This is a genomic window from Amycolatopsis cynarae, from assembly GCF_026802195.1.
Lineage (GTDB): Bacteria > Actinomycetota > Actinomycetes > Mycobacteriales > Pseudonocardiaceae > Amycolatopsis_E > Amycolatopsis_E rhizosphaerae.
Map to the genome: position 1 here is coordinate 3596300 of NZ_CP113836.1, position 25508 is coordinate 3621807.

Consider the following 25508-nt stretch of genomic DNA (forward strand, 5'->3'; position numbering starts at 1 on the left):
CCCCTCACGGTCGATACGGCCGTGAGGGGACCCCTCGACACAGGCGCTTGAGGGTGGGACACAGGCGCTTGAGGGTGGGACACGAAGCGCGGAAGGTGGGGCTCACTCAGGCCAGAGGGCGGTGGAGCGGGCGGCGACGAGGGCGGCGAGGGTGGCCAGGACCTCGGTGCCGGGCCGGGCGTCGAGCCTCCGTCCGTCGCGGAGCCGCAGCGCGACCTGGTCCGCCGCGGCTTCCCGCGCGCCGATCACCGCCTGGTACGGCACGAGCCGGGCCGACCGGATCCGGGCGCCGAGGCTGCCCCGCTCCGGTCCGGCGAGCTCCGCCCGGAGCCCGAGCCCGCTCGCCCGCCGCACGAAATCCGCCGCCAGGTCCGACTCGTCGTCGGAGATCGGCAGGACCACCAGCTGGACCGGCGCGAGCCAGGCCGGGAAGGCCCCGCCGTGCTCCTCGATCAGGTGGGCCACCGCGCGTTCCACGCTCCCGACGATGCTGCGGTGCACCATGACCGGGCGGTGCCGCGCGCCGTCCGGCCCGAGGTAGCGCAGATCGAAGCGTTCGGGCTGGTGGAAGTCGATCTGCACGGTGGACAGGGTCGCCTCCCGTCCCGCGCCGTCCGCCACCTGCACGTCGATCTTCGGTCCGTAGAAGGCCGCCTCGCCCGGTGCGGCCTCGTAGTCCACACCGGACGCATCGAGCACCTCGGTGAGCAGCGCGGCCGCACGCGGCCACATTTCCGGTGCCTCGACGTACTTCCCGCCGGGACCTGGCAGTGAAAGCCGGTACCGTGCGGCCCGGATGCCCATCGCGGCGTACGCGCGGCCGATCATCGCCAGCGCCGCGGCGGCCTCGCCCGCCGCCTGCTCCAGGGTGCAGAAGATGTGGGCGTCGTTGAGATGGATCCCGCGTACCCTGCTCAGCCCGCCGAGCACACCGGACAGTTCCGCGCGGTACATTCCGCCCAGTTCCGCCATTCTCAGCGGCAGTTCACGGTAGCTGTGGTCGCGCGAACGGTAGATCAGCGCGTGGTGCGGGCACAGGCTCGGCCGCAGCACGACCTGCTCTCGCCCGAGCTCCATCGGCGGGAACATGTCGTCCCGGTAGTGCGACCAGTGGCCGGAAATCTCGTACAGTTCCCGCTTTCCCAGCACCGGTGAGTACACATGCCGGTAGCCGGCACGGCGTTCCTCTTCGCGGATGTACTCCTCGAGGGTGTGGCGGACGACGGCGCCGTCGGGCAGCCAGTACGGCAGTCCGGCGCCGATCAGCGGATCGCTGCCGAACAGGCCCAGCTCCCGGCCGAGCTTGCGGTGATCGTGCACGGTGGTCTCCTCTCGTTCACGCGAGACGGGTGACCACACGAAAAAGCCCCGGGGCACCCGCCCCGGGGCTTTCGATGACAACGGTCAGCGCGCCGGGACACTCTCCGGCGTCGTAGTGCTGGCGGCACGCTGCATGGCGTCACCGTAGCAGATCACGGCCGTGCAGGGCGGTCAGCGCCACTCCGGCGAAGTAGAGCCCCAAAGTCGCCAGTGGCAACGCTCCCCCGGGGGCGAATCCCCCGATCGCGAGCACGAGCAGCGCCCCCACCGCGAGCGCGACACCGGCGAGAAGCACCGGGGTGAGCCGGGTTTCCCCGACGGGCAAGGGAAAACCGCGCCACCGGGCGAGGTGGGGCCGCAGCAGGCCCAGTGGCACCAGCAGGATAGCCATCACCACCGCCAGGATCGCGAGCCAGGCCGGGCGGGTCCACCACCAGAACGCCGAACCGAGCGGCGGTTGCGGGAACAGCCCCGGCGGGTACACCACCGGCGCGACCAGCACGACCGGAACCATGTGCCACAGGTACAGCGCCATCGCCAGGGTGTTCAGCCGCGCGAGGCCGCCCCGGATCCTCGACCTCCGCAGCCAGGCCGTGACGGCCGGGGCGGCGCCCACCAGGAGACCGGCCTGCGCCAGGCCGAACGCGAGCAGCGCGGGGGTCGGTGGAGAGGTGTTCCGCACGGCCTGCCCCGGCACACCCACCATGCTCAGCGGATACCGGCCGGAGGCGAGCAGTCCGGTGAGGGCCACTGCGCCCGCCCCCGCGAGCCACCACGCCCGGCGCCCGCGCAGTTCCCCGGTGAACCAGGCGATGCCGCACTGGTACACCGCCGCCCAGCCGAACACGAAGTTCGCGGGCGCCACTGCGGGGATCATCGCGGCCACCACCACGGCCGCGGCCAGCGAGCCCGGTACGGCCAGGCCCCAGCGGCGCTGGGCCGCGAGCAGCAGCGGGGAAAGGGCCACCAGGATCAGGTACAGCGGCAGGAACCACAGGTGCAGCGACACCGCGCCCGCGCCGTAGGCGAGTTGCCGGGCGTCCACATGCGACACGACGGCGGCGGCCACCCCGGCCGTCACCACCGCCACGTACAGCGTGGCGGGCCCGAACACGCCGAGGGCCCGGCGCCGCAGCCAGGGCCGCCAGTCGCCGCCCCACCGGGTCAAGGAGGCGGCGCAGGCGTATCCGGCGACCAGGAACAGGATCGGGATGACCTGGAAGAACAGCGTCAGCCAGCGGGCCGGCGGCAGGCCGGCCAGCACCGCGTCGTCGCCGAAACGGCCGTTCCGGAAGGTGATCGAAGCGGCCAGCCAGTGCCCGGCCACCACCACGACCACGGCGAACACGCGGTAGAGGTCGGCGGAAAGCTCACGCGCGGGGCTCGGCGGGATAGTCCTCGTCGGGCTCTTCGGCGGGCTCGGGTTCGAGCAGGTCACCGGGACGGTGGTGGAACGACAGGTCGTCGACCTCCGTGGTGACCCCGTCGACCTCCGCCCACGCCTCGACCACCTCGGCGGCCTGCTCCTCCGATTCGCAGAGCTCACGCTGCACCAGTTCGTCGTCGCGGAAGACCCGCACCTCGATCGTGCGGCCCTGGTCGGCCTCCGGCCGGAATTCCGGCTCGTAGTCCGGGTCGTGGTTCGTCGCCTGATTCATCACCGCCTCCTGTCCCCACCGCCGACGAGTCTGTCCGCCGCCGGGGCCGTCCGCCGAGAGAAGAAGGTCCCGCACCGCGGTGACCCTCGGTCTTCAATCACTGTTTGAATCGTTGCTTGAATCCCGGCGGGAGATGCGCTGTACTCGGGGCATGAGCGAAAGCACGACCGTGGAGGCGGTATCGGAGTCGGAGTCGACCCGGGCACGGCTGCTGACCGTGGCCGAACGCCTCCTGCTCGAATCGGGCTACGACGCCGTGTCCGTCCGGGCGATCAACACCGCGGCCGGGATGAACCCGGCCGCCGTGCACTACCACTTCGGTTCCAAGGACGCGCTGGTGGCGGCCCTGCTGGAGGACCGGCTGGCCCCGATCTGGCAGGACGCGCTGGACCTCCTCGAACGGCGGCGGCGGGACGGCCGGGTGCCCTGCGTGCCCGAACTGGTCGACGTGATCCTCGGCCCGCTGGGCGAACTCGCCGCCGACCCGGTCGGGCGGCTGCGCCTGCACCTGCTGGCCAGGGTCGTGCTCGGCGGCCACCGGCTCGAATGGACCTCGCGGTGGTTCGGCCTGCGTTCCTGGACGGAACTGCTGCGGGCCGCCCGGCCCGGACTGAGCGAGCGGGAAGCCACCGAGCGCTGGAGCCTGGCCTTCCAGTTGGTGCTGCAGTTCTTCGGCGACCCGCTGGCCCGCACCCCGCGCACCAGCCCCCTGCCGCTCGGCACGCTCCGCGGGTTCGTGATCGCCGGGCTGGCCGCCGCATGAGCGCGCCCGACGTCTTCGCCCCGGCGCGGCTCGGGCCGCTCGAACTGCGCAACCGCATCATCAAGGCCGCCACCTTCGAAGGCGCCACCCCGGACGCGCTGGTCACCGACGAGCTGATCGAGTACCACCTGCGCCCGGCGCGCGGCGGGGTCGGCATGACCACCGTCGCCTACTGCGCGGTCGCACCCGAGGGCCGCACCGACCGGCACCAGATCTGGATGCGGCCCGAGGCGGTGCCGGGGTTGCGGCGGCTCACCGACGCGGTGCACGCCGAGGGAGCCGCGGTCAGCGCCCAACTCGGCCACGCGGGCCCGGTCGCCAACGGGGCGTCCAACCGGCTGCCCGCGCTGGCGCCGACGGCGATGCCGAGCCCACTGAGCCTGAGGATGATCAAGGCCGCCACCACCGCCGATCTGGAGCGCATCACCGCCGCGCACGCCGAGGCCGCCCGCACCGCCGCCGAGGCCGGGTTCGACGCCGTGGAACTGCATTTCGGCCACAACTACCTGATCAGCTCATTCCTGAGCCCGAAGCTCAACCGCCGCAAGGACGGCTACGGCGGGAGCCTCGCCAACCGGGCGCGGCTCGCGCTCGGCGTCGCCCGCGCGGTGCGGGACGCGGTGGGCGACCGGATCGCCATCACCGCCAAGCTCAACATGGACGACGGGGTGCCCGGCGGTTTCTGGCTGGACGAGAGCATCCAGGTCGCGCGGTGGCTGGAAGCCGACGGTTCGGTGGACGCACTCGAACTCACCGCGGGCAGCTCGCTGCTCAACCCCCTGTACCTGTTCACCGGGGACGCCCCGGTCCGCGAGTTCGCCGCGCAGTTCCCCCAGCCGCTGCGCCTGGGCATCCGGCTGGCGGGCGGGCGGTTTCTGCGCAGCTACCCTTACCAGGAGGCGTTCCTGCTCGACCGCGCGCTGCAGTTCCGCGCCGCGCTGAAGCTGCCGCTGATCCTGCTCGGCGGGATCACCCGCAAGGAGACCATGGACCTGGCGATGGCCGAGGGTTTCGCCTTCGTCGCCATGGCGCGCGCCCTGCTGCGCGAACCCGACCTGCCGCGGCGTATCCAGGCCGACCCGGCGGCGCGGTCGCTGTGCGTCCACTGCAACAAATGCATGCCCACCATCTACCGCGGCACGCACTGCGTGCTCGCCGAACCCGGGAGGCACTGATGCCCACCATCGCGATCACCGGCTCCGCGTCGGGAATCGGCGCCGCCACCGCCGAAGAGCTGCGGCGCTCCGGCGCCGGGATCATCGGGGTGGACCTTCGCGACGCGGAAGTCATCGCCGACCTCAGCACTCCGGAAGGCCGCGAGCAGGCCGTGGACGGCGTGCTCTCCCGGTGCGACGGGGTGCTCGACGGTTTCGTCGCCTGCGCCGGGCTGGGTCCGCAGGTCGACGATCCCGGCCTGATCGCCGGGGTCAACTACTTCGGCACCGTCGCGCTGCTCGACGGGCTGTTTCCCGCGCTGCGCAGGGGAAAAGACCCCGCCGCCGTGGTGGTGTCCTCGGTCGCCTCGACCCACGTCACCTGGGACGAGAACCCGCTCGCCCCGCTCGTGCAAAGCGGGGACGAGCCCGAAGTGGACGCAGTGGACGCCGCGGTGGCGGCCGCGGGCGAGTACCGGGGCCAGTACGCCTACGCCGCGTCGAAGAACGCGTTGACGGTCGCGGTGCGCCGGCGGGTCCCCGAATGGGGGGCCGCCGGCGTCCGCGTCAACACCGTCGCTCCCGGCTCGGTGGAAACCCCGCTGCTCCGGGCCGGGGAGGCCGATCCCCGGTACGGGCAGGCGATCCGGGAGTTCGTCGCCCCGATCCCGCGGCACGGGCGGCCGGAGGAGGTCGCCTCGCTCATCGCCTACCTGATGAGCCCGCGCGCCGGGTTCGTCCACGGTGCCCAGTTCGTCATCGACGGCGGTGTCGACGCCCTGCTACGCCCCAGCCGGTTCTGACGGTTCCAGCACCCGCCGGGGCACGTGGACGAGCATCGTTTCGATCTGCTTCTCGGTGACGCCGCGCTCCCGCACGTACGGCAGCACGTCGTCACCGATGTGCAGGTAGTGCCACTGCGGGAGCTGCTCCAGCAGGAGCGGGTCGACCCAGTCGATGTAGCACGACGCGTCCTGCGACAGCACCATGCTCTCGGCGTACCCGCGCCGGCACATCTCGACGAGGGTGTCGGCGCGGGCCTCGAAGGTCGTCTCCAGGTTGATGCCGAACCGGTCCATGCCCAGCACGAACCCGGCTTCGGCGAGTTCGGCCAGGTGGTCGCAGTCGGTGGTGTCACCGGAATGCCCGAGCACCACCCGGCGCGGGTCGACGCCCTCTTCGTCGCACAGGACCCGCTTGACCTCCAGGCCCGCCCTCGACCCGGGATGGGTGTGCACCGTGACCGGGATGCCGGTCCGCAGGTGGGCCTGGGCGACCGCGCGCATCACGCGCTCCACGCCGGGCGTCAAGCCGTGGTGGTCGATGGCGCACTTGAGCATCCCGGCCCGCACCCCGGTACCGGCGATGCCCTCGGTGATGTCGCGGACGAACATCTCCGTCATGGGGTCCGGGTGACCGGGCATCGGGGGGCGGTACTCGAAGAAGAACGGGGCGCTGTCGTAGGTGTAGATCCCCGTGGCCACCACGATGTTGAGCTGCGGCACCCGTTCGGCGATCTTGGCGATGCGCGGTATGTAGCGGCCCAGCCCCACCACGGTGGGGTCCACAATGGTCTGGACACCCTGTGCGGCCAGTGCGCTCAGCTTCTCGACGGCGTCGTCGAGGCGCGCCTGCTCGTCGCCCCACTCGTCGGGATAGTTCTGCTGCACGTCCGCGGTGAGGGTGAAGATGTGTTCGTGCATGTAGGTGCGGCCGAGAGCGGCGGCGGCGACCGGGCCGCGGACCGTGGACACTTCGCTCATGAGGTGCGCAGCTCCTTCTTCAGGATCTTGCCGGTCGGGCCCTTGGGCAGTTCGGGAACCAGGCGGATCTCGCGGGGGTACTTGTAGGCCGCCAGCCGTTCCCGGCAGTAGGCGATGATCTCCTCTTCGGCCACCTCGGTCCCGGCCTTCGCGCTGACGACGGCCACGACCTCCTCACCGAACTTCTCGTCGGGCCTGCCGATGACGGCGGCCTCGTCGACGGAGGGGTGGGTGTAGAGCACTTCCTCGATCTCACGCGGATAGACGTTGTAGCCGCCGCGGATGATCAGGTCCTTCTTGCGGTCCACAATGAACAGATAGCCGTCCTCGTCGGCGTAGGCGAGGTCGCCGGTGTGGAACCAGCCTCCCCGGAACGCCTCGGCGGTGGCTTCGGGCCGCTTGTAGTAGCCCTTCATCACGTTGTGGCCGCGGATCACGATCTCGCCGACGTGCTCGGGGCCGGGCGGCAGCGGCCGGTCCTCCTCGTCCACGATCCGGACTTCCACGCCCCACAGGGGTTTGCCGATGGACAGCACCTTGCGCTGCTCGGCACTGATGTTGAAGGTGGTGGTGCTCGCCGTCTCCGAAAGGCCGTAGCCCTCCAGGATCACCACCCCGGGCACGCGTTCTTCGAACTCGCGGATGGTTTCACCCGGAATCGCCGCACCGCCCGAAATGCCCACGCGCAGGGAGGAAAGGTCGCGGTTGGAAAGGTCTTCGCGCAGCAGGCCGAAGTACATGGTGGGCACGCCGGAGAAGATGGTCGCCCGGTGCCGTTCGATCGCGTCGAGGACCGGGCCCGCCTCGAACCGCGGCACGAGCACGAGCGTGCCGCCGTAGCGGATGGCGACGTTGAGCACGCTCGACAGGCCGAAGACGTGGAACAGCGGCAGCACGGCGATGCCGACGTCGGCGGGGTTGAAGCCGAACAGCTCGCCGCCGACCGTGCAGTTCATGTAGAGCTGGAAATGGGTCAGCTCCGCCCCCTTGGGCCGTCCGGTGGTTCCGCTGGTGTAGAGCAGCACCGCGGTGTCGTCGGCGTTGGTGGGTTCGAGGTCGCCGGTGTCCTCGGCCCGGTAGAGCTCGTCGTAGTGGCGGGCACCCTCGGGCACCGCGGTCTCCCCCGGCGGGGTGACCAGATAGGTCGCCACGCCGTCCACTTCGGACGCCGCCTTGAGCGCCTCCTCCGCGAACCCGCTGAAGGTCACCAGCAGGCGGGCGTCGGAATCCTGGAGATGGTAGGAGATTTCCGCGGCGCGCAGCAGCGGGTTGAGCGGCACCATCACCAGTCCGGCCTTGAGGATGCCGAAGTAGGTGAACAGGAACTGCGGCACGTTGGGCAGTTGCACGGCCACCTTGTCGCCGGGTTCGAGCCCGAGCCCGCGCAGGCTCGCCGCTACCCGGCCGGAGATCTCGTCGACCTGCGCGTAACTGAAGGTCAGATCGCCGAAATGGCAGAGCGCCTTGCCGGGATCGCTCAGCCGGGACTGCCTGAGCATGGTGGCGAGATTGAAACTCATCCTTCTCCATTCGGCTCGCTACGTCGAGAACCTGAATGCCTTCCGGCGGTGCGGCCCGGCCACCCCCGCCTGAACAGGGGTTACGCTCTGCCGGGACGGCGGTGAAGCGTGGGTGTTTCATACGTACGAGGCAGTACTTTAGAAGCGAGGGGACCATGAAGCAAGAGGGATCGCTGGCCCGGACCCACGAGCAGGAACCGGGCCTGCCGCGCGGGCGCGCGAGCCTGCCCGCCGACGCCGTCCGCGCCGCCCAGCGGGAACGCCTCATCCGCGCGATCATCGCCGCGTCGGCCGAGAGCGGATACCTGCGCGTCACCGTCGCCGACGTGGTGTCCCGGGCGAAGGTTTCCCGCGCCGCCTTCTACGCCCACTTCGCGGACAAGGACGAATGCCTGCTCGCCGCGACGCGCTACGGCCGCCGCGTGCTCATCGACCGGATCACCGCCGAAACCGGCGCCCTGCCCAGGGAGACCGCGCCCGCCGAGGCGCTGCGGGTGGCCTGCCGGGCGTTCCTGCGGTTCCTCACCGGCGAACCCGAGTTCACGCGCGTGTTCTACCTGGAGTTCCCCAGCGCCGGGCCGCGGGCGCTGGCCCGGCTGGTCGAGGCGCAGCGCCGCTTCGCCCGGCTGAACGAGGTGTGGCACCAGCGCGCACTGGCCGCCGATCCGCGGGTCCCCGCCGTGCCCCAGGAGGCCTACCTCGCCGCGGTGGGTGCCACCACCGAACTGGTCCGCGCCGCGGTACACAGTGGACAAACGCGGCTGACCGACCTCGAGGACACCCTGGTCCGCCTCCACCTGGCCATCCTCGGCGGCCGCCCCTGGGACCACGAAGAAGCCTGACGACGGCTCGCCCCGGCGTTGGCCGTGAAGGGTCCCTTCACAGTCGATTCGGCCATCATGCCCGTGCCCTCCACAGCACCGACCGCGGACACACCTTCACGGCGCGGCTCAGAAGCTGAACGGGACGCGGGTCCAGGTCAGCACCTGCGGCCCGCGCTCCTGCACCGAGACGCGCAGGTAGTTGTTCACTCCCGTGGAGCCGTCCACGGTCACCCGGGAAAGGTTCGGCACCGGGCTGGTGATCCCGTAGAACGACAGCCACTTCGACCCGGCGGCCAGCGGCTGGTCGCTGTTGTAGACGTGGCTGTCGCCGTTGAACAGGTACACGGGGCCGTCGAACCCGGCCGCCTCCCGGGCCAGTGCCGCGACGATCGGCTGGAAGCCGTAGTAGTCGGCGAACGACGGGTTGGTGACGGTCGGGTCGAACATGTCGGCCTGCATGAGCACCGTGACGGCGCGGTCGTGGTGGCGCCGCGCGTCGGCGAAGGTGTCGTGGATTTCCTGGATCACCGCGGACGTGCGGGCCAGCACCTCGGCGGCCTGCTCGGGCGTGGGCGCGGTCTGCCCGGTCCACGGGGCGAGGCTGTCGTTGCTGCCCACCACGTCCACCGCGGCGAACGCGACGTCCGCGCGCTCCCACCGGACGTTCTCCGGAATCCCCTGCGCGGCCTGGGTCTGCACGCGAGCGGCGTGCTGCCCGAGGGTGCGGCCGGGCTGCGGGAAGAACACCTGGCGGATCTTCGCCAGCCGCTCCAGCGGGTTGTAGCCGCCGTTGTTCGGCCGGTGGCAGTCGGTCCACTCGTTGTCGCCGACGGTGTAGACCAGCGGGTCGGCGAACTGGTCGAAATCACCCTTGATCTGCTGGAAGTACTCGTCGCTGCAGACCGTGGACCCGTTCTTGATGTCACCGAGGTGGTCGACCCACTGCACGGCCGGGTCGGCGTTGATCTGCGCGACCACCTTCGGGAAGTTCGCGATCTGGGTCGCGCCGTAGGGGATGTCGCCGATGACCGCGAAGGTGTACCCCTCCGCGGCGGCGGTGGCCGGGGCCGCCGCTCCCAGGCTCGCGGCCACCGCCACGGCCGCCGCCGCGGCCAGGCCGGACCGATGCCGTCTGCGCACTTACTGCTCCTTACCCGTCGAACCGGTGGGGAAATCCGGGCCGGTCGAAGGCCGCTTGGTACCGGTCCGTTCGATGCCCGGCACAGCCTTGTCCCCGTCGGCGAACCACGGGTGAACGGCACCGGTGCGAAACACGGCCGGTGGATGTCATCCCGGCGGAGGCGGCACGGTGTTTCCGCGGGGCCCGATGCGGGCAGTACCTCTGTCGCCGACTACAGCCGGGAGGGTGGAGGCGATGGATCACTGGCAGTACCTGTTCCTGCTCGGCGCCTGCCTCGCCGTGACGCTACCGCTGGAGCTGTCCGGCTCCCGCGTGTACCGCCAGCCGGCCCGGCTGGCACGCGCCGTGCTGCCCGCGGCCGCCGTCTTCGGAGTCTGGGATGTCCTCGCGGTGGTCAATGGCGTCTGGGACTACGACCCGCGCTACCTGCTCGGCGTGCGCCTGCCGTTCGGCCTGCCGCTGGAGGAGGCGCTGTTCTTCCTGGTCATCCCGCTGTGCGGGCTGCTGTCGTTCGAGACGGTCGAACGCCTGCTCGGCAGGGCACGCCGATGACCGAACTCGGTTACACGCTGCCCGCGGTGGCGTCGGTGCCCGTGGTGGTGGCGCTGGAACTGCTGTGGCTGCGCACCGGCCTGTTCCGCCGCCCCGGCTACTGGATCACGATGGTCATCGTCTTCGCCTTCCAGATCGGCGCGGACGGCTGGCTGACGAAGCTGTCCTCCCCCATCGTCCGGTACGACCACGCGGAGCTGACCGGGCTGCGCTTCCCCTTCGACATTCCGGTGGAGGACTACCTGTTCGGCTTCAGCCTGATCACCCTGACGCTGCTGCTGTGGGTGCGGGCGGGCCGCCAGGCGCCAGGCCGGGCCGCATGAGCGTGCCTGCCGCGTTCGACCGCGGCGCGGACAGCTACGACCGGCTGGTCGGGTTCAACCCGGGTTACCACGCGCAACTGCGCCGTTCGGCCGGCGCGATCCCCTTCGGCGCGCGGCGGGTGCTCGACGCGGGCTGCGGCACTGGCGCCTCCACCGCCGCCGTGCTCGCCGCCGCGCCGCGCGCGCGGATCGTCGCGGTGGACGCCTCGGCGGGCATGCTCGCCGAGGCACGCCGCAAGCACTGGCCGGAGAGCGTGCGGTTCGTGCACAGCCGCATCGAGGAGGCCGACCTCGCCGGGGAGGAACCGTTCGACGCGGTGTTCGCCGCCTACCTGGTCCGCAACCTGCCCGAACCGGACGCCGCGCTCGCCGCGTTCCGCGAGCTGCTGCGGCCGGGCGGGGTGCTGGTGGTGCACGACTACAGCCTGTCGGGCGGCCTGGCCGCGCGCCTGACCTGGCACGCGGTGTGCTGGTCGGTGATCATCCCGCTGGGCCGCGTGGTATCGGGCGACGCGGAGTTGTACCGGTACCTGTGGCGCAGCGTGACCGCTTTCGACGGCGCCACGGCCTTCGCCGCCCGGCTGGGGCGGGCCGGATTCGGCGACGTCACCGCCCGCACGATGCCGGGGTGGCAGCGGGGCATCACGCACACGTTCCGGGCGCGGAGGCCGCATGAACGAAACTGGCGAAGCCCCTGTTCGTGCAGGCCGACCGGGTGCGGGTGTCCCGCAGGACACAGGAGCCCCCGCTCGTGAACGGGCTGGGGAGGGACCGGCTGAGGGAGCGGCATCCCGCCCCCGCGGGGCGGCCGCGCGCCGAAGAAGGACGGCGGGTGGCGGTGATCGGCGGCGGTATCGCCGGGCTGTCCGCGGCGACCACGCTGGCCGAACGCGGGGTGGCCGTCGACCTGTTCGAGCGGCGGCCCTACTGGGGTGGCCGGGCCGGGGGCTGGACGGTCACGCTCACCGACGGCGGCACGACCGGGATGAGCCGCGGGTTCCACGCCTTCTTCCGGCAGTACTACACGCTGCGGGCACTGCTGGCCCGCGCGGGCGCCGAACTGCGGCCGCTTCCGGACTACCCGCTGGCCGGCCCGGACGGCCGGGTGGACACCTTTCGCGGCCTGCCGCGCACCCCGCCGTGGAACGCCGCCGGTTTCGTCCTGCGCAGCCCCACGTTCACGGTGACCGACCTGCTGCGGGTCGACCCTCGCGCGGCGCTGCCCCTGCTGGACGTGACCGTGCCCGGCATCTACCGCCTGCTCGACGCGGTCGATGCCGAGGAGTTCCTGGCCCGCGTCCGGTTTCCCGAGGCGGCCCGGCATCTGGCGTTCGACGTGTTCTCGCGCAGTTTCTTCGCCCCGCCGCGCCGGCTCTCGGCGGGCGAACTCGCGCTGATGTTCCACCTGTACTTCCTCGGCTCCGCCGAGGGGCTGCTGTTCGACGTGCCGACCGCGCCGTTCCACCTGCTGTGGGCCCCGCTGGCCGACCGGCTCGCCCGGCTGGGCACCGTCGCGCATCCGGCGACCGCGGTCACCGCCGTGGAGCGCCACGGCAAGGGTTTCGTGGTGCACGCGGACCGGGCCTACCCGGCCGACGGCGTGGTGCTGGCGCTGGATCCCGCGGGCCTGCGCGCCCTGGTCGCCGGCTCGCCGCTCGGCCCGCCCGAATGGCGGGAGCGCATCGCCCGGCAGGAGAACGCACCGCCGTTTTTGGTGCGGAGGCTGTGGCTGGACCGGCCGGTGCGGGAGGACCGGCCCGCCTTCCTCGCCACCGGCGGGATGCCACCGCTGGACAACATCAGTGTGCTCGACCGGTACGACCGGGACGCGGCCGCCTGGGCGCACCGCTCGGGCGGTTCGGTGGTGGAGGTGCACGCCTACGCCGTGAGCGAACCGGACACGACCGGCGACCGGCTGCTGGCACGCCTGCACGAGGTGTACCCGGAGACCCGGCGGGCACGGATCCTGGACGACCGCGCCGAATGGCGGGCCGACTGCCCCCTGTTCGCCCCGGGCACGTTCTTCTGGCGGCCGGAGATCGCCGGACCGGTCCCCGGCCTGGCCCTGGCCGGGGACGGGATCCGGGTCGACCTGCCGGTGGCGCTGATGGAACGCGCCGCGGTCACCGGGCGGCTCGCGGCCAACCACCTGCTCGCCGGGTGGGGCGTCGCCGGGCACGCCCTGACCACGGTGCCCACCCACGGCCGCACCCGCGCCCTGCGCGCCCTCGCCCGGCTGGGCTGACCATGCAGACGTTCCTGCCCTATCCCGATTTCGCGGCCTCGGCGTCGGTGCTCGACCCGCTGCGCCTTGGCAGGCAGCGCGTGGAGGCGCTGCAGATCCTGCGGGCGCTCACGGTGCCCAGTTACGGCTGGCGCCACCATCCGGCGGTGCGCATGTGGGCCGGTTACGAGGAGGCGCTGACGCGGTACGGCCTCATCGTGTGCGAGGTCTGGCGGCGCGAGGGCCGCGCCGACACCTGCGAGGACACCCTGCGGCGCGATTACTCACGGGCCCGCGGCCACAGCCTGATCCGCACCGAACCGGAACTGGCCGAGACCGGGGATCTGCCGAACTGGCTGGGGGATCTCGCGTTCCACCGCAGCCACCAGTCGGCGCTGATGCGCAAGGACCCGGACTACTACGGGCGCTGGTTCCCCGGTGTGCCGCCCGATCTGCCCTACGTGTGGCCCCATTCCGACCGCGACTCCCGCAGCGCGTAGCGGCGTTCGGCGTAGGCGAGGTCGTCGCGCCACAGCCGCGACGCGGCGCGGCGCATCAGGGGCCGCAGCACGGGCGCGGCGCGGCGGGCGAGCGCGAACCCGGTGCGTCCGGAGGTGGCGATGGTGGCCTCCAGCACGGCGGTGCGGGGCCTGCCGTCGGGACCCGGGCCGAGCGGGGTGGCATGGGTTTCGACCACGCTGCCCGCTCCCTCGCCGGAGACGATGCGCATGGTCACCGTCCGCGGATCGGGGCAGCGGAACTCGGCCCGCACGGGCACCCCGAGCCGGGGGCCGACCCGGAAGGTCACGTCCACCACGAACCGGTCGTCTTCGGCGGTGGCATCCATCGCTGGCGCGCTCACCACGTCGAGGCGTGCGAACGAATAGGGGTGGAACCAGGCCCCGTGCCACGGGTCGAGCCGGTTGGCCACGATGTCGCCCGGCTCGCAGACCCCGGTCAGCGTGGTCACCGCGGCCACGCTGCCCGCCGGGGCGGGGCGCGCCCCGAGCACGGGCCGGGGCAGGGGCGTTTCGGTCCCGGGGCCGTCCAACCGCACCCACACCAGCACCCCGTCGTCGTGCCCGGGCAGCGGTTCCCAGCCCGTTCCGCCCGAGGCGTCCACCGCCAGCCCGTGCCAGCGGCAGACCAGCGCGTCGCAGACCACCCGTCCCCGCGCGAGCGGAGCCCCGAGATGCGGGCACTGCCCGGGACCGACCACCAGTCCGCCGCGCCGGTCGCGCCAGGCCACCAGTTCCCGGCCCGCCACCCGGGTACCGAACGGCCGGTCCCGGCGGACATGTGCCGAGGCGGCGAAGGCGAACCAGTTCCCCGACGGGCGAGCCTGCGCGCGTTTCGCGGCGGCCTCGATCAGGGCAGGGGAAGCCTGCCGGTAGGTGGGTTCCTGCGACGCCCACACCGCACGGGACATGGGCTGGATCGGCCATTTCCTCGGCCACCTCGGGCCTCTGCGACGGTCCGTCACTCTTGCCTCTCCCTCCGGCCGGGCGGCCTGGGGAGTATCCGCCCCGGGCGGGGCGAAACCGGCCCGCCGGGTGAAAACACGGCCGCCACGGCAGCGGCGAGGCGCGGATAATCGCCTGGCATGGAGGAGATCTGGCGGCTCGGCCCCGGCGTCACCCGCTCGGTGAGCCCGGAGAACTTCACCGGGGCGAAGGGCGGAGGCGGGCGCGCCACGACCGGCACCGGGGCGCTCGCCGCGCGCGAGCTGGGGCTCGGCTGGAAGGTCTCCCCGTCGATCGACCTGCCCGCCGGTTCCACCGCGACCCTGGCCGATCTCGAGGGTCCGGGCATCATCCGGCACTTCTGGCTCACCACCGACCTGCGCCGACTCCGTGAAATGGTGCTGCGGCTGTACTGGGACGACGACCGCAGACCCGCGGTCGACGTGCCACTGGGTGATTTCTTCTGCAACGGCTGGGGCGAGCTCGCCCTGGTCGACTCCGCGACCGTCGCGGTCCTGCCCGCCGGGGGCTTCAACAGCTACTGGCCGATGCCGTTCCGCCGCCGGGCGCGGGTCACCCTGGCCAACGCCGGGGACACCGTGGTGCCCGTCTACTACCAGGTCACCTACCAGCAGCAGGAGCTTCCGGACGAAGCGGCGTACCTGCACGCGGCCTGGCGCCGCAGCGACCCGGTCGGGGAGAGCGGGGTGCACACCATCCTGGACGGGGTGCGGGGCCGCGGGCACTACGCGGGCACCTACCTCGCCCTGTGCCCCCAGGCGCCGGACTGGTGGGGTGAAGGCGAGATCAAGTTCTATCTCGACGGGGACGGGGAGTTCCCGACGATCTGCGGGACCGGCACCGAGGACTACTTCGGCGGCGCCTGGAACTTCGACCTCGGCGGCCGCTACGGCGCCTACTCCACGCGCTACCTCGGCCTGCCCCAGGTGCAGCCCGCGGAGGCGATCTACCGGCCGCGCCAGCGTTTCGGCCTCTACCGCTGGCATCTGCCCGATCCCATCACCTTCGAACAGGACCTGCGGGTGACCCTCCAGGCCCTCGGCTGGCGCTCGGGGGGCCGCTACCGGGTACTGACCGGCGCGGAACTGGCCACCACCGCCTTCTGGTACCAGCATCCCGGGACGAGGTGACCGCCGGGCGTCACCGCTGGACCGGACGCCACTTCGGGGGCCGGGCCCGGCAGGCCCCCCAAGGCCAAGCGCCATCCACACTCCATTAACCTAGGTTCATAGGTTAATGGGGTTACGGAGACCAAGTGTTCGAGTTCCGGTTCGAGAGCGGATCCGGGGTTCCGCCCTACCTCCAGTTGGTGCACCAGGTGGAGCGGGCCGTGCGGCTCGGCGAACTGCGGGTGGGCGCCCGGCTGCCCACCGTCAAGGAGGTCGCCGAGCGACTGGTGATCAACCCCAACACGGTGCTGAAGGCCTATCGCGAACTCGACCATCGAGGGCTGGCGAAAGGGCGGGCCGGGCAGGGCACGTTCATCATCGGCGAGCGCCGCGCGATGACGAAGTCCGATCAGGCCAAACGGGCCGAGTTGCGCGCCGGGCTCGAAGCGTGGCTCACCGAGGCTCGGCGGGCCGGCCTCGACACCGGCGAAATCGACGCGCTCCTGTCCACCGTGCTCCACGACTTCCGTGAGGAGACTAAGTGAACGAACCGGCGATCGTTGCCCACGACCTGGGCAAGCGCTACGGCCGCACCTGGGGGCTTCGCGACTGCACGTTCGAGATCGGTGCCGGGCGTGTGGTCGGGCTGGTGGGCCCCAACGGAGCGGGAAAGTCCACGCTGATCAACCTGATGGCAGGCTTGCTGCGGCCCACCACCGGCGAGCTGAGGCTGCTCGGCGAACCGGTCGGGCCGCACGTCGCGTCCAGCCGGGTGGCCTATCTGGACCAGCGCCACTCCCTCTACGACACCTTCCGCGTGGCCGACATGCTCGAAGCCGGACGCAGGCTCAACCAGCACTGGTACGCCCATGACGCGCGGGATCGGCTGGACGAGCTCGGTATCCCCCTCGACCGCAGGATCGATGGGCTTTCCGGCGGGCAGCGTGCCCAGGTCGCGCTCGCGCTGGCCCTGGCCACCCGCCCGGAACTGCTGATACTCGACGAACCCGTGGCGAGCCTGGATCCACTGGCGCGCAACGAGGTCATGTCCGCGCTGATGGGCGCCAAGGCCACCCGGGACTGCACCATCGTGCTGTCCTCGCACATCGTCTCCGAACTGGAACGGCTGTGCGACTACCTCGTCGTGCTCAACCGGGGCCAGGTCCGCCTCGCCGGTGATCTCGACGACCTGCTCCACGACCACCGGCTGCTGCAAGGGCCTTCCTCCGGTGTGGTCGACGTCGAGGCCGGCCGCGAGGTGCTGTCCCGGCATGAGGAACACGGCACGGCCCGGCTGTTGTGCCGAGGCCGCGGCCCGCTTCCGGCGGGATGGCGGGAGCGGCCGGCGGGTATCGACCGACTCGTCCGTCACTACCTCGCGGCACCCGCGCAACCAGCCGGGTGGAGGGAGGCAGCGGCATGATCTGGCTGGCGTGGCGGCAGGATCGCCTCAAGCTCCTCGGCATCGGCGCGGTCTTCCTCGTGCTCGCGGGCGGCTACGTCGCCATGGGCATCGGCATGCGCAGCACAGTGCCCACGACCGCTCTCCGGAACTGTTTCTCCGGCACGGGAAGCACGGAGTGTGGTGGCTGGCCACCTCTGGTCTACTTCGCGCGGTATGACGCAGGGATGCTGTTCAGCCTCCTGCCGGCAGTGGCCGGGATGTTCCTCGGCGCCCCCCTGGTCGCGCAGGAACTGGAGCACCACACGTTCCGCTACGCCTGGACGCAGGGCATCACGCGCACGAACTGGCTGGGTGTGAAGCTCCTGGTCGCCGTCGCGTTCGTCCTCGTCTATGGCATCGCTTTCGCCGCGGGCTACGCCTGGTGGTTCGCACCGGCCCTGAAAACGGAAGGGTGGTGGGCCACCTTCGACTTCGGTCTGGTGTCCTTCCCGGCAGGCTGCCTGTTCGCGTTCGCGCTCGGGCTGGCCGGCGGCGCGGTGTTCCGGCGGACCCTGCCGGGGATGGCCGTGGCGCTCGCCGGTTTCCTGCTGGTGCTGGTGACGGTGAAGAACTTCCTGCGGCCCCATTACCTCACTCCATTGCTGGTGGAGCAGACACACAGTGGAGAACTGATCACCGGCAAGAGCTTCTTCCGCGACCGAGCCGGAATCCTGCACGGGTACGAGGAAGGCCTGTCGCTGGCAGGCATCCCCCCGTCACCGGGGCTGAGCCTGGAAGCGCAGCAGGCCTTGCGCGAGGCTGGGCTCACCCGGCTCTTCCAGGTCCAGCCATCCGGCCGGTTCTGGCTGTTCCAGTTGATCGAGGCGGGTGTCTACACGGTGCCGGCGGTCGCGTTCGTGGCACTGGCCTTCTGGTGGGTCCGGCGCAGGCTCACTTGACCCGCGCCCCAGCTCGACACTCGGCAGAAAAAGTCGCTCCCTAGCGGCCGCCCCGCGTGATGAAGTAGGCCCAGGCGTTGACCGCCACGCCCGCGACGAGGGCCACGCACCACAGCAGCCAGTAGCCGAGCGCCGCGTGGCGCAGGGCCAGCCCCACGACGCCGACCGCGAGGATCAGGGTCGTGCCGATCGCGGTGAACAGCGACACCGCACTGGTGGGTGGCCGGTCGCGCACCCGGGCCGGATACCCGGTGCGCGCGGGGCCCACGCACGCCCCTGGTGTGCTTCACTGCTGATGATCATCGACTTCTTGCGGAAAGGGGACCGAGTGACGACCTGGCGTGAACTTCAGACGTTCATCAGGAAGTCCTATCGTGTGGTGCGGGACGAGCCGGAGGAGATCAGAATCCGGGTCCGGTTCCGGGACGACGTGGACGAAGAAGAACGCACCCAGATGGTGGTCATCGCCCGGGAGGTCCTCGACAAACGCGAGGAATGGGTGCAGATCGCCACGCCGTTCGCCAAGGCCGACGACGTGGACCTGCGCACCGTGCTGGCCGAGATCGGGCACACCACGGTGGTCGGCGGGGCCGTGGTGATGGGCGACTACCTGGTGCTGCGGCATTCGCTGCCGCTGGTCAACCTCGACCTCAACGAGTTCACCGATCCGCTGGAGCTGGTCACCGGCTCCGCCGAGCTGCTCGAAGAGCAGTTCACCGGGCGGGACGAGTTCTAGCGGTACGGGCGGATCGGGCATTCCCCGCGGGAGTGCCCGATCCGCGCGGTAGCCTTTCCCCGGAAAGGGGGACGCATGGAACCGTGGGGCCTGTCCGGACCGGCCTTTCTCGGTGTCTACGCCGTTTCCCTCGTCGTCGCGCTCGTGCTCACGGCCCTGCTTCGCAGGCGCAAGCCGTGGCGGCGGGTGCGCGCCGGGCAGCAACCGCTGTCGCTGTGGGAAACCGCTTACCTCATCGGCGGGCCGGAGCGGGTGGTGGACAGCGCCATCGCCTCCCTGATCAGCCAGGAACGGTTGCGAGCGCGATCGTTCGAGTTCCTGCTTCCCATCGGCAGTGCGCTTCCCACCGATCCCGTGGAACGCGCGGTGTTCGAAGTGGTCTCCGCGCAGCAGGGTCTTTCGGTGACCAAGACCCGCACGGAGGCCGGCCGCCGCCGGGAGGTCCGGGCCGCCGAAGCTTCACTCGCCCGGCGCGGCCTCCTCGTGCGCAGCCGTCTCGACGCCCTGTTCACCGCTTCGCCCGTGTTCGCGGTGGCGGCGGTGGGAGTGGCCCGGCTGGTCAACGGAATCCGGCTCCACCGACCGGTCGACTTCCTCGTCATCTTCCTGCTGGTCACCGGGGCCGTGCTCTTCTCCCTGCTTCGCCGGCCGAGCCTGCGGCACACCCGGGCCGGTCTGAAGGCTCGCCAGGCCACTTTCCGGCCCGGCCCGACTCCGGTCCTGCTTCCCGCCCTGTCCGGTGCGGTCGGCCCGGTCGTGCTCAGCGGGCTGGCCGCGTACCCGGACACGGTGATCAAGACGGCGCTGTTTCACCTCCCACCAACCGGTATCGGGGGCACTTCGTCGTCCGGGAGCTCCTCGTCGGACGGAAGCGGCTCTTCCTGCGGTTCCTCCGGCAGCAGTTGCGGTGGTGGTTGCGGCGGCGGTGGCTGTGGCGGCTGAGTCCCGGGAGCTCGGGGTGGGGCTGGGCTGGCGCCCCGAGCTCGACGTGACCGTGGAGCGCCTGCGGCCGGATTTCGTCGAGGTCGTCGCGGAAAACCTCCACCCGGCCCACCTGCCGGAACCCCTGCGGCAGATGGCCGGACGCGTGCCGGTGCTCCCCCATGCCGTGTCGCTGTCCCTGGGCGGCGCGGAACCCGTCGCGCCGCATCGAGTCGGCCATCTCGCCGCGCTGGCCGAGGTGCTGGGCGCCCCGCTGGTGAGCGATCACGTCTGCTTCGTGCGCGCGGGCGACCTGGACTCCGGGCACCTGATGCCGCTCCCCCGCACCAGGGACGCGCTGGACGTTCTGGTGGCCAACGTCAGGGCGGTGCAACAGGATCTGCCGGTCCCGCTGGCCCTGGAGAACATCGCGGCCCTGCTGACCTGGCCGGACGCCGAACTGACCGAGGCGCAGTTCCTCCGGGAGCTGACCGAACAGACCGGCTGCCTGCTGCTGGTGGACGTGGCGAACCTCTACGCCAACGCGCGCAACCTCGGTGGCGATCCGGTGCGGCTGCTCGACGAACTGCCGCTCGACCGCCTCGCCTACGCGCACGTCGCCGGCGGTGTGGAACGCCACGGCGTCTATCACGACACGCACACCCATCCGGTTCCCGCGCCCGTACTGGACCTGCTGCGCGAACTGGCCGCGCGGGCCCACCCGCCCGGCGTACTGCTGGAATGGGACGACGACTACCCGGGCGACAGCGTGTTCGCGGCCGAACTCGCGGCGATCCGTGACGCGGCGGGGAAATCGTGACCGGCCCGCAGCGGGACCGGCTCGCCGCGGCCCAGTCCGCCCTGCTGCGGGCCTTGCTGGCGGACGGCCCCGCCCCGCCCGGTTTCGACCCCGCGCGGCTCGCCCTCGAAACCGCCGCCCTGCGGGCGAAGCGGCGCCGGGTGGTGGCCAAGCTGGAACCGAGGGCCTGCCGCGCGCTCGGCGAGAAGTTCCCCGCGGTGTTCGACGAGTACGCGCGCGAGCATCCGAAAAGGACGGACACCCGCGCCGGGGAGGACGCGCGCGCGTTCGTGGCCTGGGCCCGGACCCGAGGCCATCTCCGCCGCCGACTGCCTTGGCGGTAATTTGACGACCGCGGGCAGAACTGCCACTCGTCGTGCGGTGCGGCCGGGCGCAGGCTGGGGGCGTGCTCCGGAAACTGCTGCCCGCACTCCGCGAATTCCTGGCCACGCAGGCCGAACTCGCCGAACGCCGGGAACTGCTGAACCGGCCCTGGGAGGAGGAGTTCCTCCACTGGGCCTACGACGGTGAGCGCTGGCACCTGCACGGCCACCTCGCCCCGCCCGCCGGGCGGCCCCGCCGGAGCACCACCCGGAACGGCTGGTGTCCCGGCCTCGCCGCCCACCGTCAAAGACAGCGCCGGGACCCCTGAGGGGTGCCCTCAAGGTGGCCTTCAGGGTCATAAACGCCCCCAAGGCCACCTTGAGGGCACCTCGCCAGCCCCGGCACGGGAGCCGTGAGGGGTCCCCTCACAGCTCCCGCTACTCCTGCGGGGTGCGGTACTGGGCGATGTAGCGTTCCAGCGCCAGCCGGTCCTCCTCGGCGTGGGCCTGCCCCCGGATCTTCTTGCCGGTCCCGGCGGGGTAACCGTGCTTCTTGAGCCGGTTCTCCGCGGCCTCCTCCATGTAGACGAACGAGTAGAAGTAGCCGACCAGTGCGGCCATCAGGACCAGGGCCAGGCGCAGCAGAAGCGGCCCGGGCAGCAGCAGCCAGACCGCCATCAGCGGGCCGACGAGGACGGTGCTGCGGGCCGCATGGCGCCAGACCCAGAAGCGGGAGGTGGTGTCGTGCAGCACCCATTCCCGGTACCACTCGGGCAGCCTGCCCCCCAGGGCGTACCAGATCCACTGCAGGGGATTCGGCCGTCGTCGTAGGCTCATGACAGCAGACTAATAGTTAGTGCACTAATTAATCCAGTGGAGGCACCGGTGACCACGGTCGATCTCGGCGAAGATCCGCTCGCGCTGGACCGGCAGGTGTGCTTCGCCCTGTCCGTGGCCTCGCGCAGCGTCATCGCGATCTACCGGCCCCTGCTCAAACCCCACGGCCTGACGCACCCGCAGTACCTTGTCCTGCTGGCGCTGTGGGAGCGGGCGCCGCGCACGGTGAAGGACCTGTGCCAGGCACTGCGCGCCGAGCCCGCCACGCTCTCCCCGCTGCTCAAACGGCTGGAGAGCCTCGGCTACGTCACGAGGACCCGCAACCGGGCCGACGAGCGCGCGTTGAGCGTGGATCTCACCGCCGCCGGGCGCGAGTTGCGCAAGGAGGCCGAGAAGATCCCGTACCAGGTCGTGGCGAAGCTGGGCATGGACGTGGCCGAGCTCGAAGCGCTGCACAAGGTGCTGGGCCGCGTGATCGCGGCGACGGACCGGGCACTCGGCACGGACGTCCCCGGAAGCGCTTCCTGATTCTCAGGGATTCTCAAGATCAACCATCTAGGGTCGGGCTCATGAGCGCGACCCTCGACGGGACGGCCGCGGCGCCGCCCACCCGCCGCAGCCGGGTACCGGCCATCCTCGGCATGACGGGGCTGGCCGCGCTCGCCGCGGGGGCGGCGCTGATCCTGCTGCTGCAGTTCCTGCCGCCGACGAGCCGGCTCAGCGCGATCCGGCTGACCATCAGCGAATACGGACTGACCGCGAACAAGGCGTACTTCGACGTGGCGGTGATCCTGGTGGCCCTCGGCTCGGCGCTGCTCTTCGTCGTCCATCTGCTGCACGGGACACTGCGCGCGCTGTCGGCGGCCACTCTGCTCGCCACCGTGTGGACGGTGAGCCTGCTGGTGATCGTCGCGTTCCCGAAGACGAACTGGGCGATGGGCCCGAGTGCCGGTGGCACGGTGCACCGCATCGCGAGCGTGGCAGGCTTCCTCTGTCTCCCGGTGGCGATCCTCGCCGCCACCGGGCAGGTCTTCCCCCGGGCCGGCGCGTGGCGCCGGACGGCCCGCCTGCTCGGTGCCGCCTCCCTCGCCTGGTTCGGGGTGATCATCGGCGCGGCGGTGCTGACCCCGGCCTCGGCGGGCCCCTGGTGGGCGGTCCTCCCGCTCGGCCTGGTGGAACGGCTGCTGGCCGTCACCGAACTGCTCTCGGTCGCCACGCTGGCGGTGCCACTACTACGCTCACAAGCGTGACATGAGCCACATCGCGCCACAGCGCCGGTCGTTGGCGGTAGCTTTCTAAGCGCTCGCTTAGGAGCGCTCGACTCTGTGCAACTCAATGCCGAGGAGGAACAGCACTGTGACCGAATCCCACTCCCGGGTCGCGATCGTGACCGGCGCCGGCCGGGGCATCGGTGCCGCCGTCGCCCGCAAGCTGGCCGCGGACGGTTTCGCGGTCGGGCTGCTCGACCTGGACGAAACCGGCGTCACCAAGGGCGCCGAGGCGATCGTCGCCGAGGGCGGCAAGGCGATCGGGGTCGGACTGGACGTCAGCAAGACCGATCAGGTCGAGTCCGCGGTCGCGAAGGTCGCCGAGAAGCTCGGCCCGCCGACCGTGCTGGTCAACAACGCCGGGATCACCCGCGACAACCTGATCTTCAAGATGACCGACGAGGACTGGGACTCGGTCCTCAGCGTGCACCTGCGGGGCTCCTTCCTGATGACCCGCGCGGTGCAGCAGCACATGACCGCCCAGAAGTGGGGCCGGATCGTCAACCTGTCCAGCACCTCCGCGCTGGGCAACCGGGGCCAGGTCAACTACTCCGCGGCCAAGGCCGGCATGCAGGGCTTCACCAAGACCCTGGCCATCGAGCTCGGCAGGTTCGGCGTCACCGCCAACGCGATCGCCCCGGGCTTCATCGAGACCGACATGACCGCGGCCACCGCCGAGCGCCTCGGCGTGCCGTTCGAGGACTTCAAGAAGGCCGCCGCCGCGCAGATCCCGGTGAACCGGGTCGGCAAGCCGGAGGACATCGCCAACACGGTGTCGTTCCTGGTGAGCGAGGGCGCCGGGTTCGTGTCCGGCCAGGTCATCTACGTCGCCGGCGGACCGAAGGACTGAGATGCGCGTCTTCAACGGGCTGGAGGAGTTCGCCGGGGCCGTCGGCGAACACCTCGGGTACAGCGAGTGGTACACGGTCACGCAGGAGCAGGTCAACACCTTCGCCGACGCCACCGACGACCACCAGTGGATCCACGTCGACGTGGAAAAGGCCAAGCAGGGCCCGTTCGGCGCGCCGATCGCGCACGGGTTCCTCACCCTGTCACTGATCCCGGCGCTGGCCGCCCGCACCTACCGGGTCGAAAACCTCACCATGGGCATCAACTACGGGCTCAACAAGGTGCGGTTCCCGTCCCCGGTGAAGGTGGGTTCGCGGATCCGGGGCGGCGGGGAGCTGCTGGAGCTGACCGACGTGCCGGGCGGCAAGCAGGCGGTCACCCGCTGGACGATCGAAATCGAAGGCGAGACGAAGCCGGCGTGCATCGCCGAGTTCGTCACCCGCATGCTGGGCTGACCCGGTGAGGGACCGGCGGCCCGCTGCCGCTACCGTGGGACATACCGACTGGTCGGTACTGAGTTGAGGAGGCCTCCGTGAGCCATCAAGACCCGCCGGGCCTGGATCTGGCCCGGCTGCGCGCACACCTGGACGAGCAGGCCCCCGGCCTGGTCAAGGGCCCCCTCACTGGCGACGTGGTGGAGGGCGGCCGGTCCAATCTCACCTACATCGTCAGCGACGGCACCTCGCGGTGGGTGGTCCGCCGCCCGCCGCTGGGGCACGTCCTGCCCACCGCGCACGACATGGTGCGGGAGCACCGCGTGATCAAGGCCCTGCACGGGACGAACGTCCCCGTGCCCGCCACGATCACGCTCTGCCAGGACACCGAGGTGATCGGCGCACCGTTCTACGTGATGGAGTTCGTCACCGGCACCCCGTACCGCAGCGAGGCCGAGCTGACCGCGCTCGGCCCGGAGCGGACCAGGGCGATCGCCGACGCGCTCGTCGACACCCTCGTCGACCTGCACGCGGTGGACCCGGCGGCGGTCGGGCTGGCCGATTTCGGCCGTCCCGAAGGATTCCTGGAACGGCAGGTGCGCCGCTGGAAGAAGCAGCTGGACTCCTCCCGGAGCCGGGACATCGCGGGGATCGACCTGCTGCACGAGGGGCTGACCCGGGCGCTGCCGGAATCCGGCCCGGCCGCGATCGTGCACGGCGACTACCGCCTCGACAACGTGCTGGTCGACGCGAACGACCGCATCACCGCGGTGCTCGACTGGGAGATGTCGACGCTGGGCGACCCGCTCACCGACCTGGCGCTGATGGTCGCCTACGCCGAGCGAAGCCGGATCAACCTCGACGTGGTGTCCAACGTCAGCTCCGCACCCGGGTACCCCGGCACGGACGAGGTAGTGGCGCGCTACGCCGCGCGCTCGGGCCGGGACGTCTCCGCCCTGAACTGGTACGTGGCCTTCGCCTTCTTCAAGCTCGCGGTGATCCTGGAAGGCATCTACTACCGCTTCACGCAGGGCAAGACGGTCGGCGCCGGCTTCGAACAGATCGGGGCCGCGGTCGAACCGCTGGTGCAGCTCGGCAACGAAACCCTGAAAGACCTGGCACCGTAAGGAATCCCCCTACGGCAGTCCGCAGCCCACGAGACA

Annotated in this window: 32 protein-coding genes; 23 read left to right on the forward strand and 9 right to left on the reverse strand. The window is 71.2% G+C overall.

Annotated features, from left to right (window positions below; all coding sequences use genetic code 11):
- Positions 1 to 102: 102 nt before the first annotated feature.
- The 3 genes from thrS to ORV05_RS17270 form a co-directional block, all read right to left on the reverse strand.
- Entirely contained in the window at positions 103 to 1320 is a 1218-nt protein-coding gene (thrS, locus tag ORV05_RS17260) for a threonine--tRNA ligase (RefSeq protein WP_268759527.1), read from the reverse strand.
- Positions 1321 to 1459: 139 nt separating this feature from the next.
- Positions 1460 to 2758 carry an acyltransferase family protein gene (locus tag ORV05_RS17265; protein WP_268759528.1) on the reverse strand — a complete coding sequence of 433 codons (1299 nt, stop codon included), beginning with the start codon at positions 2756 to 2758 and terminating at the stop codon, positions 1460 to 1462.
- Positions 2691 to 2978: a hypothetical protein gene (locus ORV05_RS17270; RefSeq protein WP_268759529.1), complete on the reverse strand. Its 288-nt coding sequence runs from the start codon at positions 2976 to 2978 to the stop codon at positions 2691 to 2693. The genes ORV05_RS17265 and ORV05_RS17270 overlap by 68 nt, the downstream gene beginning before the upstream one ends.
- 151 nt (positions 2979 to 3129) lie before the next feature.
- Here ORV05_RS17270 and ORV05_RS17275 point away from each other — a divergent pair, with 151 nt between their 5' ends.
- From ORV05_RS17275 to ORV05_RS17285, 3 genes are read left to right on the forward strand one after another with little or no spacing between them, the layout of a single operon-like run.
- Positions 3130 to 3741 carry a TetR/AcrR family transcriptional regulator gene (locus ORV05_RS17275; RefSeq protein WP_268759530.1) on the forward strand — a complete coding sequence of 204 codons (612 nt, stop codon included), beginning with the start codon at positions 3130 to 3132 and terminating at the stop codon, positions 3739 to 3741.
- A complete protein-coding gene (locus ORV05_RS17280; RefSeq protein ID WP_268759531.1) occupies positions 3738 to 4916 on the forward strand; it encodes an NADH:flavin oxidoreductase in 1179 nt (392 codons plus the stop codon). The genes ORV05_RS17275 and ORV05_RS17280 overlap by 4 nt, the downstream gene beginning before the upstream one ends.
- Entirely contained in the window at positions 4916 to 5698 is a 783-nt protein-coding gene (locus ORV05_RS17285) for an SDR family oxidoreductase (RefSeq protein WP_268759532.1), read from the forward strand. Before ORV05_RS17280 ends, ORV05_RS17285 begins: the two co-directional genes overlap by 1 nt.
- Here the strand turns inward: ORV05_RS17285 and ORV05_RS17290 are convergent.
- Positions 5678 to 6658, reverse strand: coding sequence for a phosphotriesterase family protein (locus ORV05_RS17290; RefSeq protein ID WP_268759533.1), 981 nt, complete (start codon positions 6656 to 6658; stop codon positions 5678 to 5680). The genes ORV05_RS17285 and ORV05_RS17290 overlap by 21 nt on opposite strands.
- Positions 6655 to 8178, reverse strand: a complete 1524-nt coding sequence (locus ORV05_RS17295; protein ID WP_268759534.1) for a long-chain-fatty-acid--CoA ligase — start codon at positions 8176 to 8178, stop codon at positions 6655 to 6657. Before ORV05_RS17295 ends, ORV05_RS17290 begins: the two co-directional genes overlap by 4 nt.
- 155 nt (positions 8179 to 8333) lie before the next feature.
- On the opposite strand from ORV05_RS17295, the gene ORV05_RS17300 reads away from it, so the two are divergent.
- Positions 8334 to 9020 (forward strand): TetR/AcrR family transcriptional regulator, encoded by a 687-nt coding sequence (locus ORV05_RS17300; RefSeq protein WP_268759535.1) that lies wholly within the window; start codon positions 8334 to 8336, stop codon positions 9018 to 9020.
- A gap of 108 nt (positions 9021 to 9128) precedes the next feature.
- Here the strand turns inward: ORV05_RS17300 and ORV05_RS17305 are convergent, their stop codons facing one another.
- Positions 9129 to 10142 carry a hypothetical protein gene (locus tag ORV05_RS17305; protein ID WP_268759536.1) on the reverse strand — a complete coding sequence of 338 codons (1014 nt, stop codon included), beginning with the start codon at positions 10140 to 10142 and terminating at the stop codon, positions 9129 to 9131.
- Positions 10143 to 10377: 235 nt separating this feature from the next.
- On the opposite strand from ORV05_RS17305, the gene ORV05_RS17310 reads away from it, so the two are divergent.
- Genes ORV05_RS17310 through ORV05_RS17330 form a run of 5 tightly spaced genes read left to right on the forward strand, consistent with a single transcriptional unit; the run spans position 10378 to position 13742 of the window.
- On the forward strand, positions 10378 to 10695 hold the full coding sequence (locus ORV05_RS17310; protein ID WP_268759537.1) for a lycopene cyclase domain-containing protein: 318 nt from the start codon (positions 10378 to 10380) through the stop codon (positions 10693 to 10695).
- The gene (locus tag ORV05_RS17315) at positions 10692 to 11018 is read left to right on the forward strand and encodes a lycopene cyclase domain-containing protein (RefSeq protein WP_268759538.1); all 327 of its coding nucleotides are present in this window, start codon (positions 10692 to 10694) and stop codon (positions 11016 to 11018) included. Before ORV05_RS17310 ends, ORV05_RS17315 begins: the two co-directional genes overlap by 4 nt.
- A complete protein-coding gene (locus ORV05_RS17320) occupies positions 11015 to 11773 on the forward strand; it encodes a class I SAM-dependent methyltransferase (protein ID WP_268759539.1) in 759 nt (252 codons plus the stop codon). Before ORV05_RS17315 ends, ORV05_RS17320 begins: the two co-directional genes overlap by 4 nt.
- Positions 11770 to 13263, forward strand: a complete 1494-nt coding sequence (locus ORV05_RS17325) for an FAD-dependent oxidoreductase (protein WP_407652765.1) — start codon at positions 11770 to 11772, stop codon at positions 13261 to 13263. The genes ORV05_RS17320 and ORV05_RS17325 overlap by 4 nt, the downstream gene beginning before the upstream one ends.
- A 2-nt stretch (positions 13264 to 13265) precedes the next feature.
- Positions 13266 to 13742, forward strand: coding sequence for an MSMEG_6728 family protein (locus ORV05_RS17330; RefSeq protein WP_268759540.1), 477 nt, complete (start codon positions 13266 to 13268; stop codon positions 13740 to 13742).
- Here the strand turns inward: ORV05_RS17330 and ORV05_RS17335 are convergent.
- Complete coding sequence (locus tag ORV05_RS17335; RefSeq protein WP_268759541.1) at positions 13700 to 14671, reverse strand: DUF5914 domain-containing protein; 972 nt, start codon at positions 14669 to 14671, stop codon at positions 13700 to 13702. The two genes, ORV05_RS17330 and ORV05_RS17335, sit on opposite strands and share 43 nt — an antisense overlap.
- A gap of 174 nt (positions 14672 to 14845) precedes the next feature.
- Here ORV05_RS17335 and ORV05_RS17340 point away from each other — a divergent pair, with 174 nt between their 5' ends.
- From ORV05_RS17340 to ORV05_RS17355, 4 genes are all read left to right on the forward strand, one after another.
- Positions 14846 to 15856, forward strand: coding sequence for a glycoside hydrolase family 172 protein (locus ORV05_RS17340; protein WP_268759542.1), 1011 nt, complete (start codon positions 14846 to 14848; stop codon positions 15854 to 15856).
- Between the two features lie 125 nt (positions 15857 to 15981).
- The gene (locus tag ORV05_RS17345; RefSeq protein ID WP_268759543.1) at positions 15982 to 16380 is read left to right on the forward strand and encodes a GntR family transcriptional regulator; all 399 of its coding nucleotides are present in this window, start codon (positions 15982 to 15984) and stop codon (positions 16378 to 16380) included.
- Positions 16377 to 17258 (forward strand): ABC transporter ATP-binding protein, encoded by an 882-nt coding sequence (locus ORV05_RS17350; protein ID WP_268759544.1) that lies wholly within the window; start codon positions 16377 to 16379, stop codon positions 17256 to 17258. The genes ORV05_RS17345 and ORV05_RS17350 overlap by 4 nt, the downstream gene beginning before the upstream one ends.
- A complete protein-coding gene (locus ORV05_RS17355; RefSeq protein WP_268759545.1) occupies positions 17255 to 18178 on the forward strand; it encodes an ABC transporter permease subunit in 924 nt (307 codons plus the stop codon). Before ORV05_RS17350 ends, ORV05_RS17355 begins: the two co-directional genes overlap by 4 nt.
- A gap of 40 nt (positions 18179 to 18218) precedes the next feature.
- Here ORV05_RS17355 and ORV05_RS17360 read toward each other — a convergent pair whose 3' ends face one another.
- On the reverse strand, positions 18219 to 18446 hold the full coding sequence (locus tag ORV05_RS17360) for a hypothetical protein (RefSeq protein WP_268759546.1): 228 nt from the start codon (positions 18444 to 18446) through the stop codon (positions 18219 to 18221).
- 60 nt (positions 18447 to 18506) lie between these two features.
- On the opposite strand from ORV05_RS17360, the gene ORV05_RS17365 reads away from it, so the two are divergent.
- The 5 genes from ORV05_RS17365 (at position 18507) to ORV05_RS17385 (ending at position 21286) form a co-directional block, all read left to right on the forward strand.
- Positions 18507 to 18914, forward strand: coding sequence for a hypothetical protein (locus ORV05_RS17365; RefSeq protein ID WP_144592170.1), 408 nt, complete (start codon positions 18507 to 18509; stop codon positions 18912 to 18914).
- Between the two features lie 75 nt (positions 18915 to 18989).
- Positions 18990 to 19856: a TIGR04222 domain-containing membrane protein gene (locus ORV05_RS17370; RefSeq protein ID WP_268759547.1), complete on the forward strand. Its 867-nt coding sequence runs from the start codon at positions 18990 to 18992 to the stop codon at positions 19854 to 19856.
- The gene (locus tag ORV05_RS17375; RefSeq protein WP_268759548.1) at positions 19840 to 20655 is read left to right on the forward strand and encodes a DUF692 domain-containing protein; all 816 of its coding nucleotides are present in this window, start codon (positions 19840 to 19842) and stop codon (positions 20653 to 20655) included. The genes ORV05_RS17370 and ORV05_RS17375 overlap by 17 nt, the downstream gene beginning before the upstream one ends.
- Positions 20652 to 20978: a hypothetical protein gene (locus ORV05_RS17380; protein ID WP_268759549.1), complete on the forward strand. Its 327-nt coding sequence runs from the start codon at positions 20652 to 20654 to the stop codon at positions 20976 to 20978. The genes ORV05_RS17375 and ORV05_RS17380 overlap by 4 nt, the downstream gene beginning before the upstream one ends.
- Positions 20979 to 21040: 62 nt before the next feature.
- A complete protein-coding gene (locus ORV05_RS17385) occupies positions 21041 to 21286 on the forward strand; it encodes a hypothetical protein (protein WP_268759550.1) in 246 nt (81 codons plus the stop codon).
- Between the two features lie 109 nt (positions 21287 to 21395).
- On the opposite strand, the gene ORV05_RS17390 is transcribed toward ORV05_RS17385, so the two are convergent.
- Complete coding sequence (locus tag ORV05_RS17390; protein WP_268759551.1) at positions 21396 to 21794, reverse strand: DUF5313 family protein; 399 nt, start codon at positions 21792 to 21794, stop codon at positions 21396 to 21398.
- 48 nt (positions 21795 to 21842) lie between these two features.
- On the opposite strand from ORV05_RS17390, the gene ORV05_RS17395 reads away from it, so the two are divergent.
- From ORV05_RS17395 to ORV05_RS17415, 5 genes are all read left to right on the forward strand, one after another.
- Entirely contained in the window at positions 21843 to 22322 is a 480-nt protein-coding gene (locus tag ORV05_RS17395) for a MarR family winged helix-turn-helix transcriptional regulator (protein WP_268759553.1), read from the forward strand.
- Positions 22323 to 22363: 41 nt separating this feature from the next.
- On the forward strand, positions 22364 to 23044 hold the full coding sequence (locus ORV05_RS17400) for a DUF998 domain-containing protein (protein WP_268759554.1): 681 nt from the start codon (positions 22364 to 22366) through the stop codon (positions 23042 to 23044).
- A 106-nt stretch (positions 23045 to 23150) separates the two neighbouring features.
- On the forward strand, positions 23151 to 23912 hold the full coding sequence (gene fabG, locus ORV05_RS17405) for a 3-oxoacyl-ACP reductase FabG (protein WP_268759556.1): 762 nt from the start codon (positions 23151 to 23153) through the stop codon (positions 23910 to 23912).
- Position 23913: 1 nt separating this feature from the next.
- On the forward strand, positions 23914 to 24366 hold the full coding sequence (locus tag ORV05_RS17410; RefSeq protein ID WP_268759557.1) for a MaoC family dehydratase: 453 nt from the start codon (positions 23914 to 23916) through the stop codon (positions 24364 to 24366).
- Between the two features lie 77 nt (positions 24367 to 24443).
- Positions 24444 to 25472 carry a phosphotransferase family protein gene (locus tag ORV05_RS17415; RefSeq protein WP_268759558.1) on the forward strand — a complete coding sequence of 343 codons (1029 nt, stop codon included), beginning with the start codon at positions 24444 to 24446 and terminating at the stop codon, positions 25470 to 25472.
- Positions 25473 to 25508: the final 36 nt, after the last annotated feature.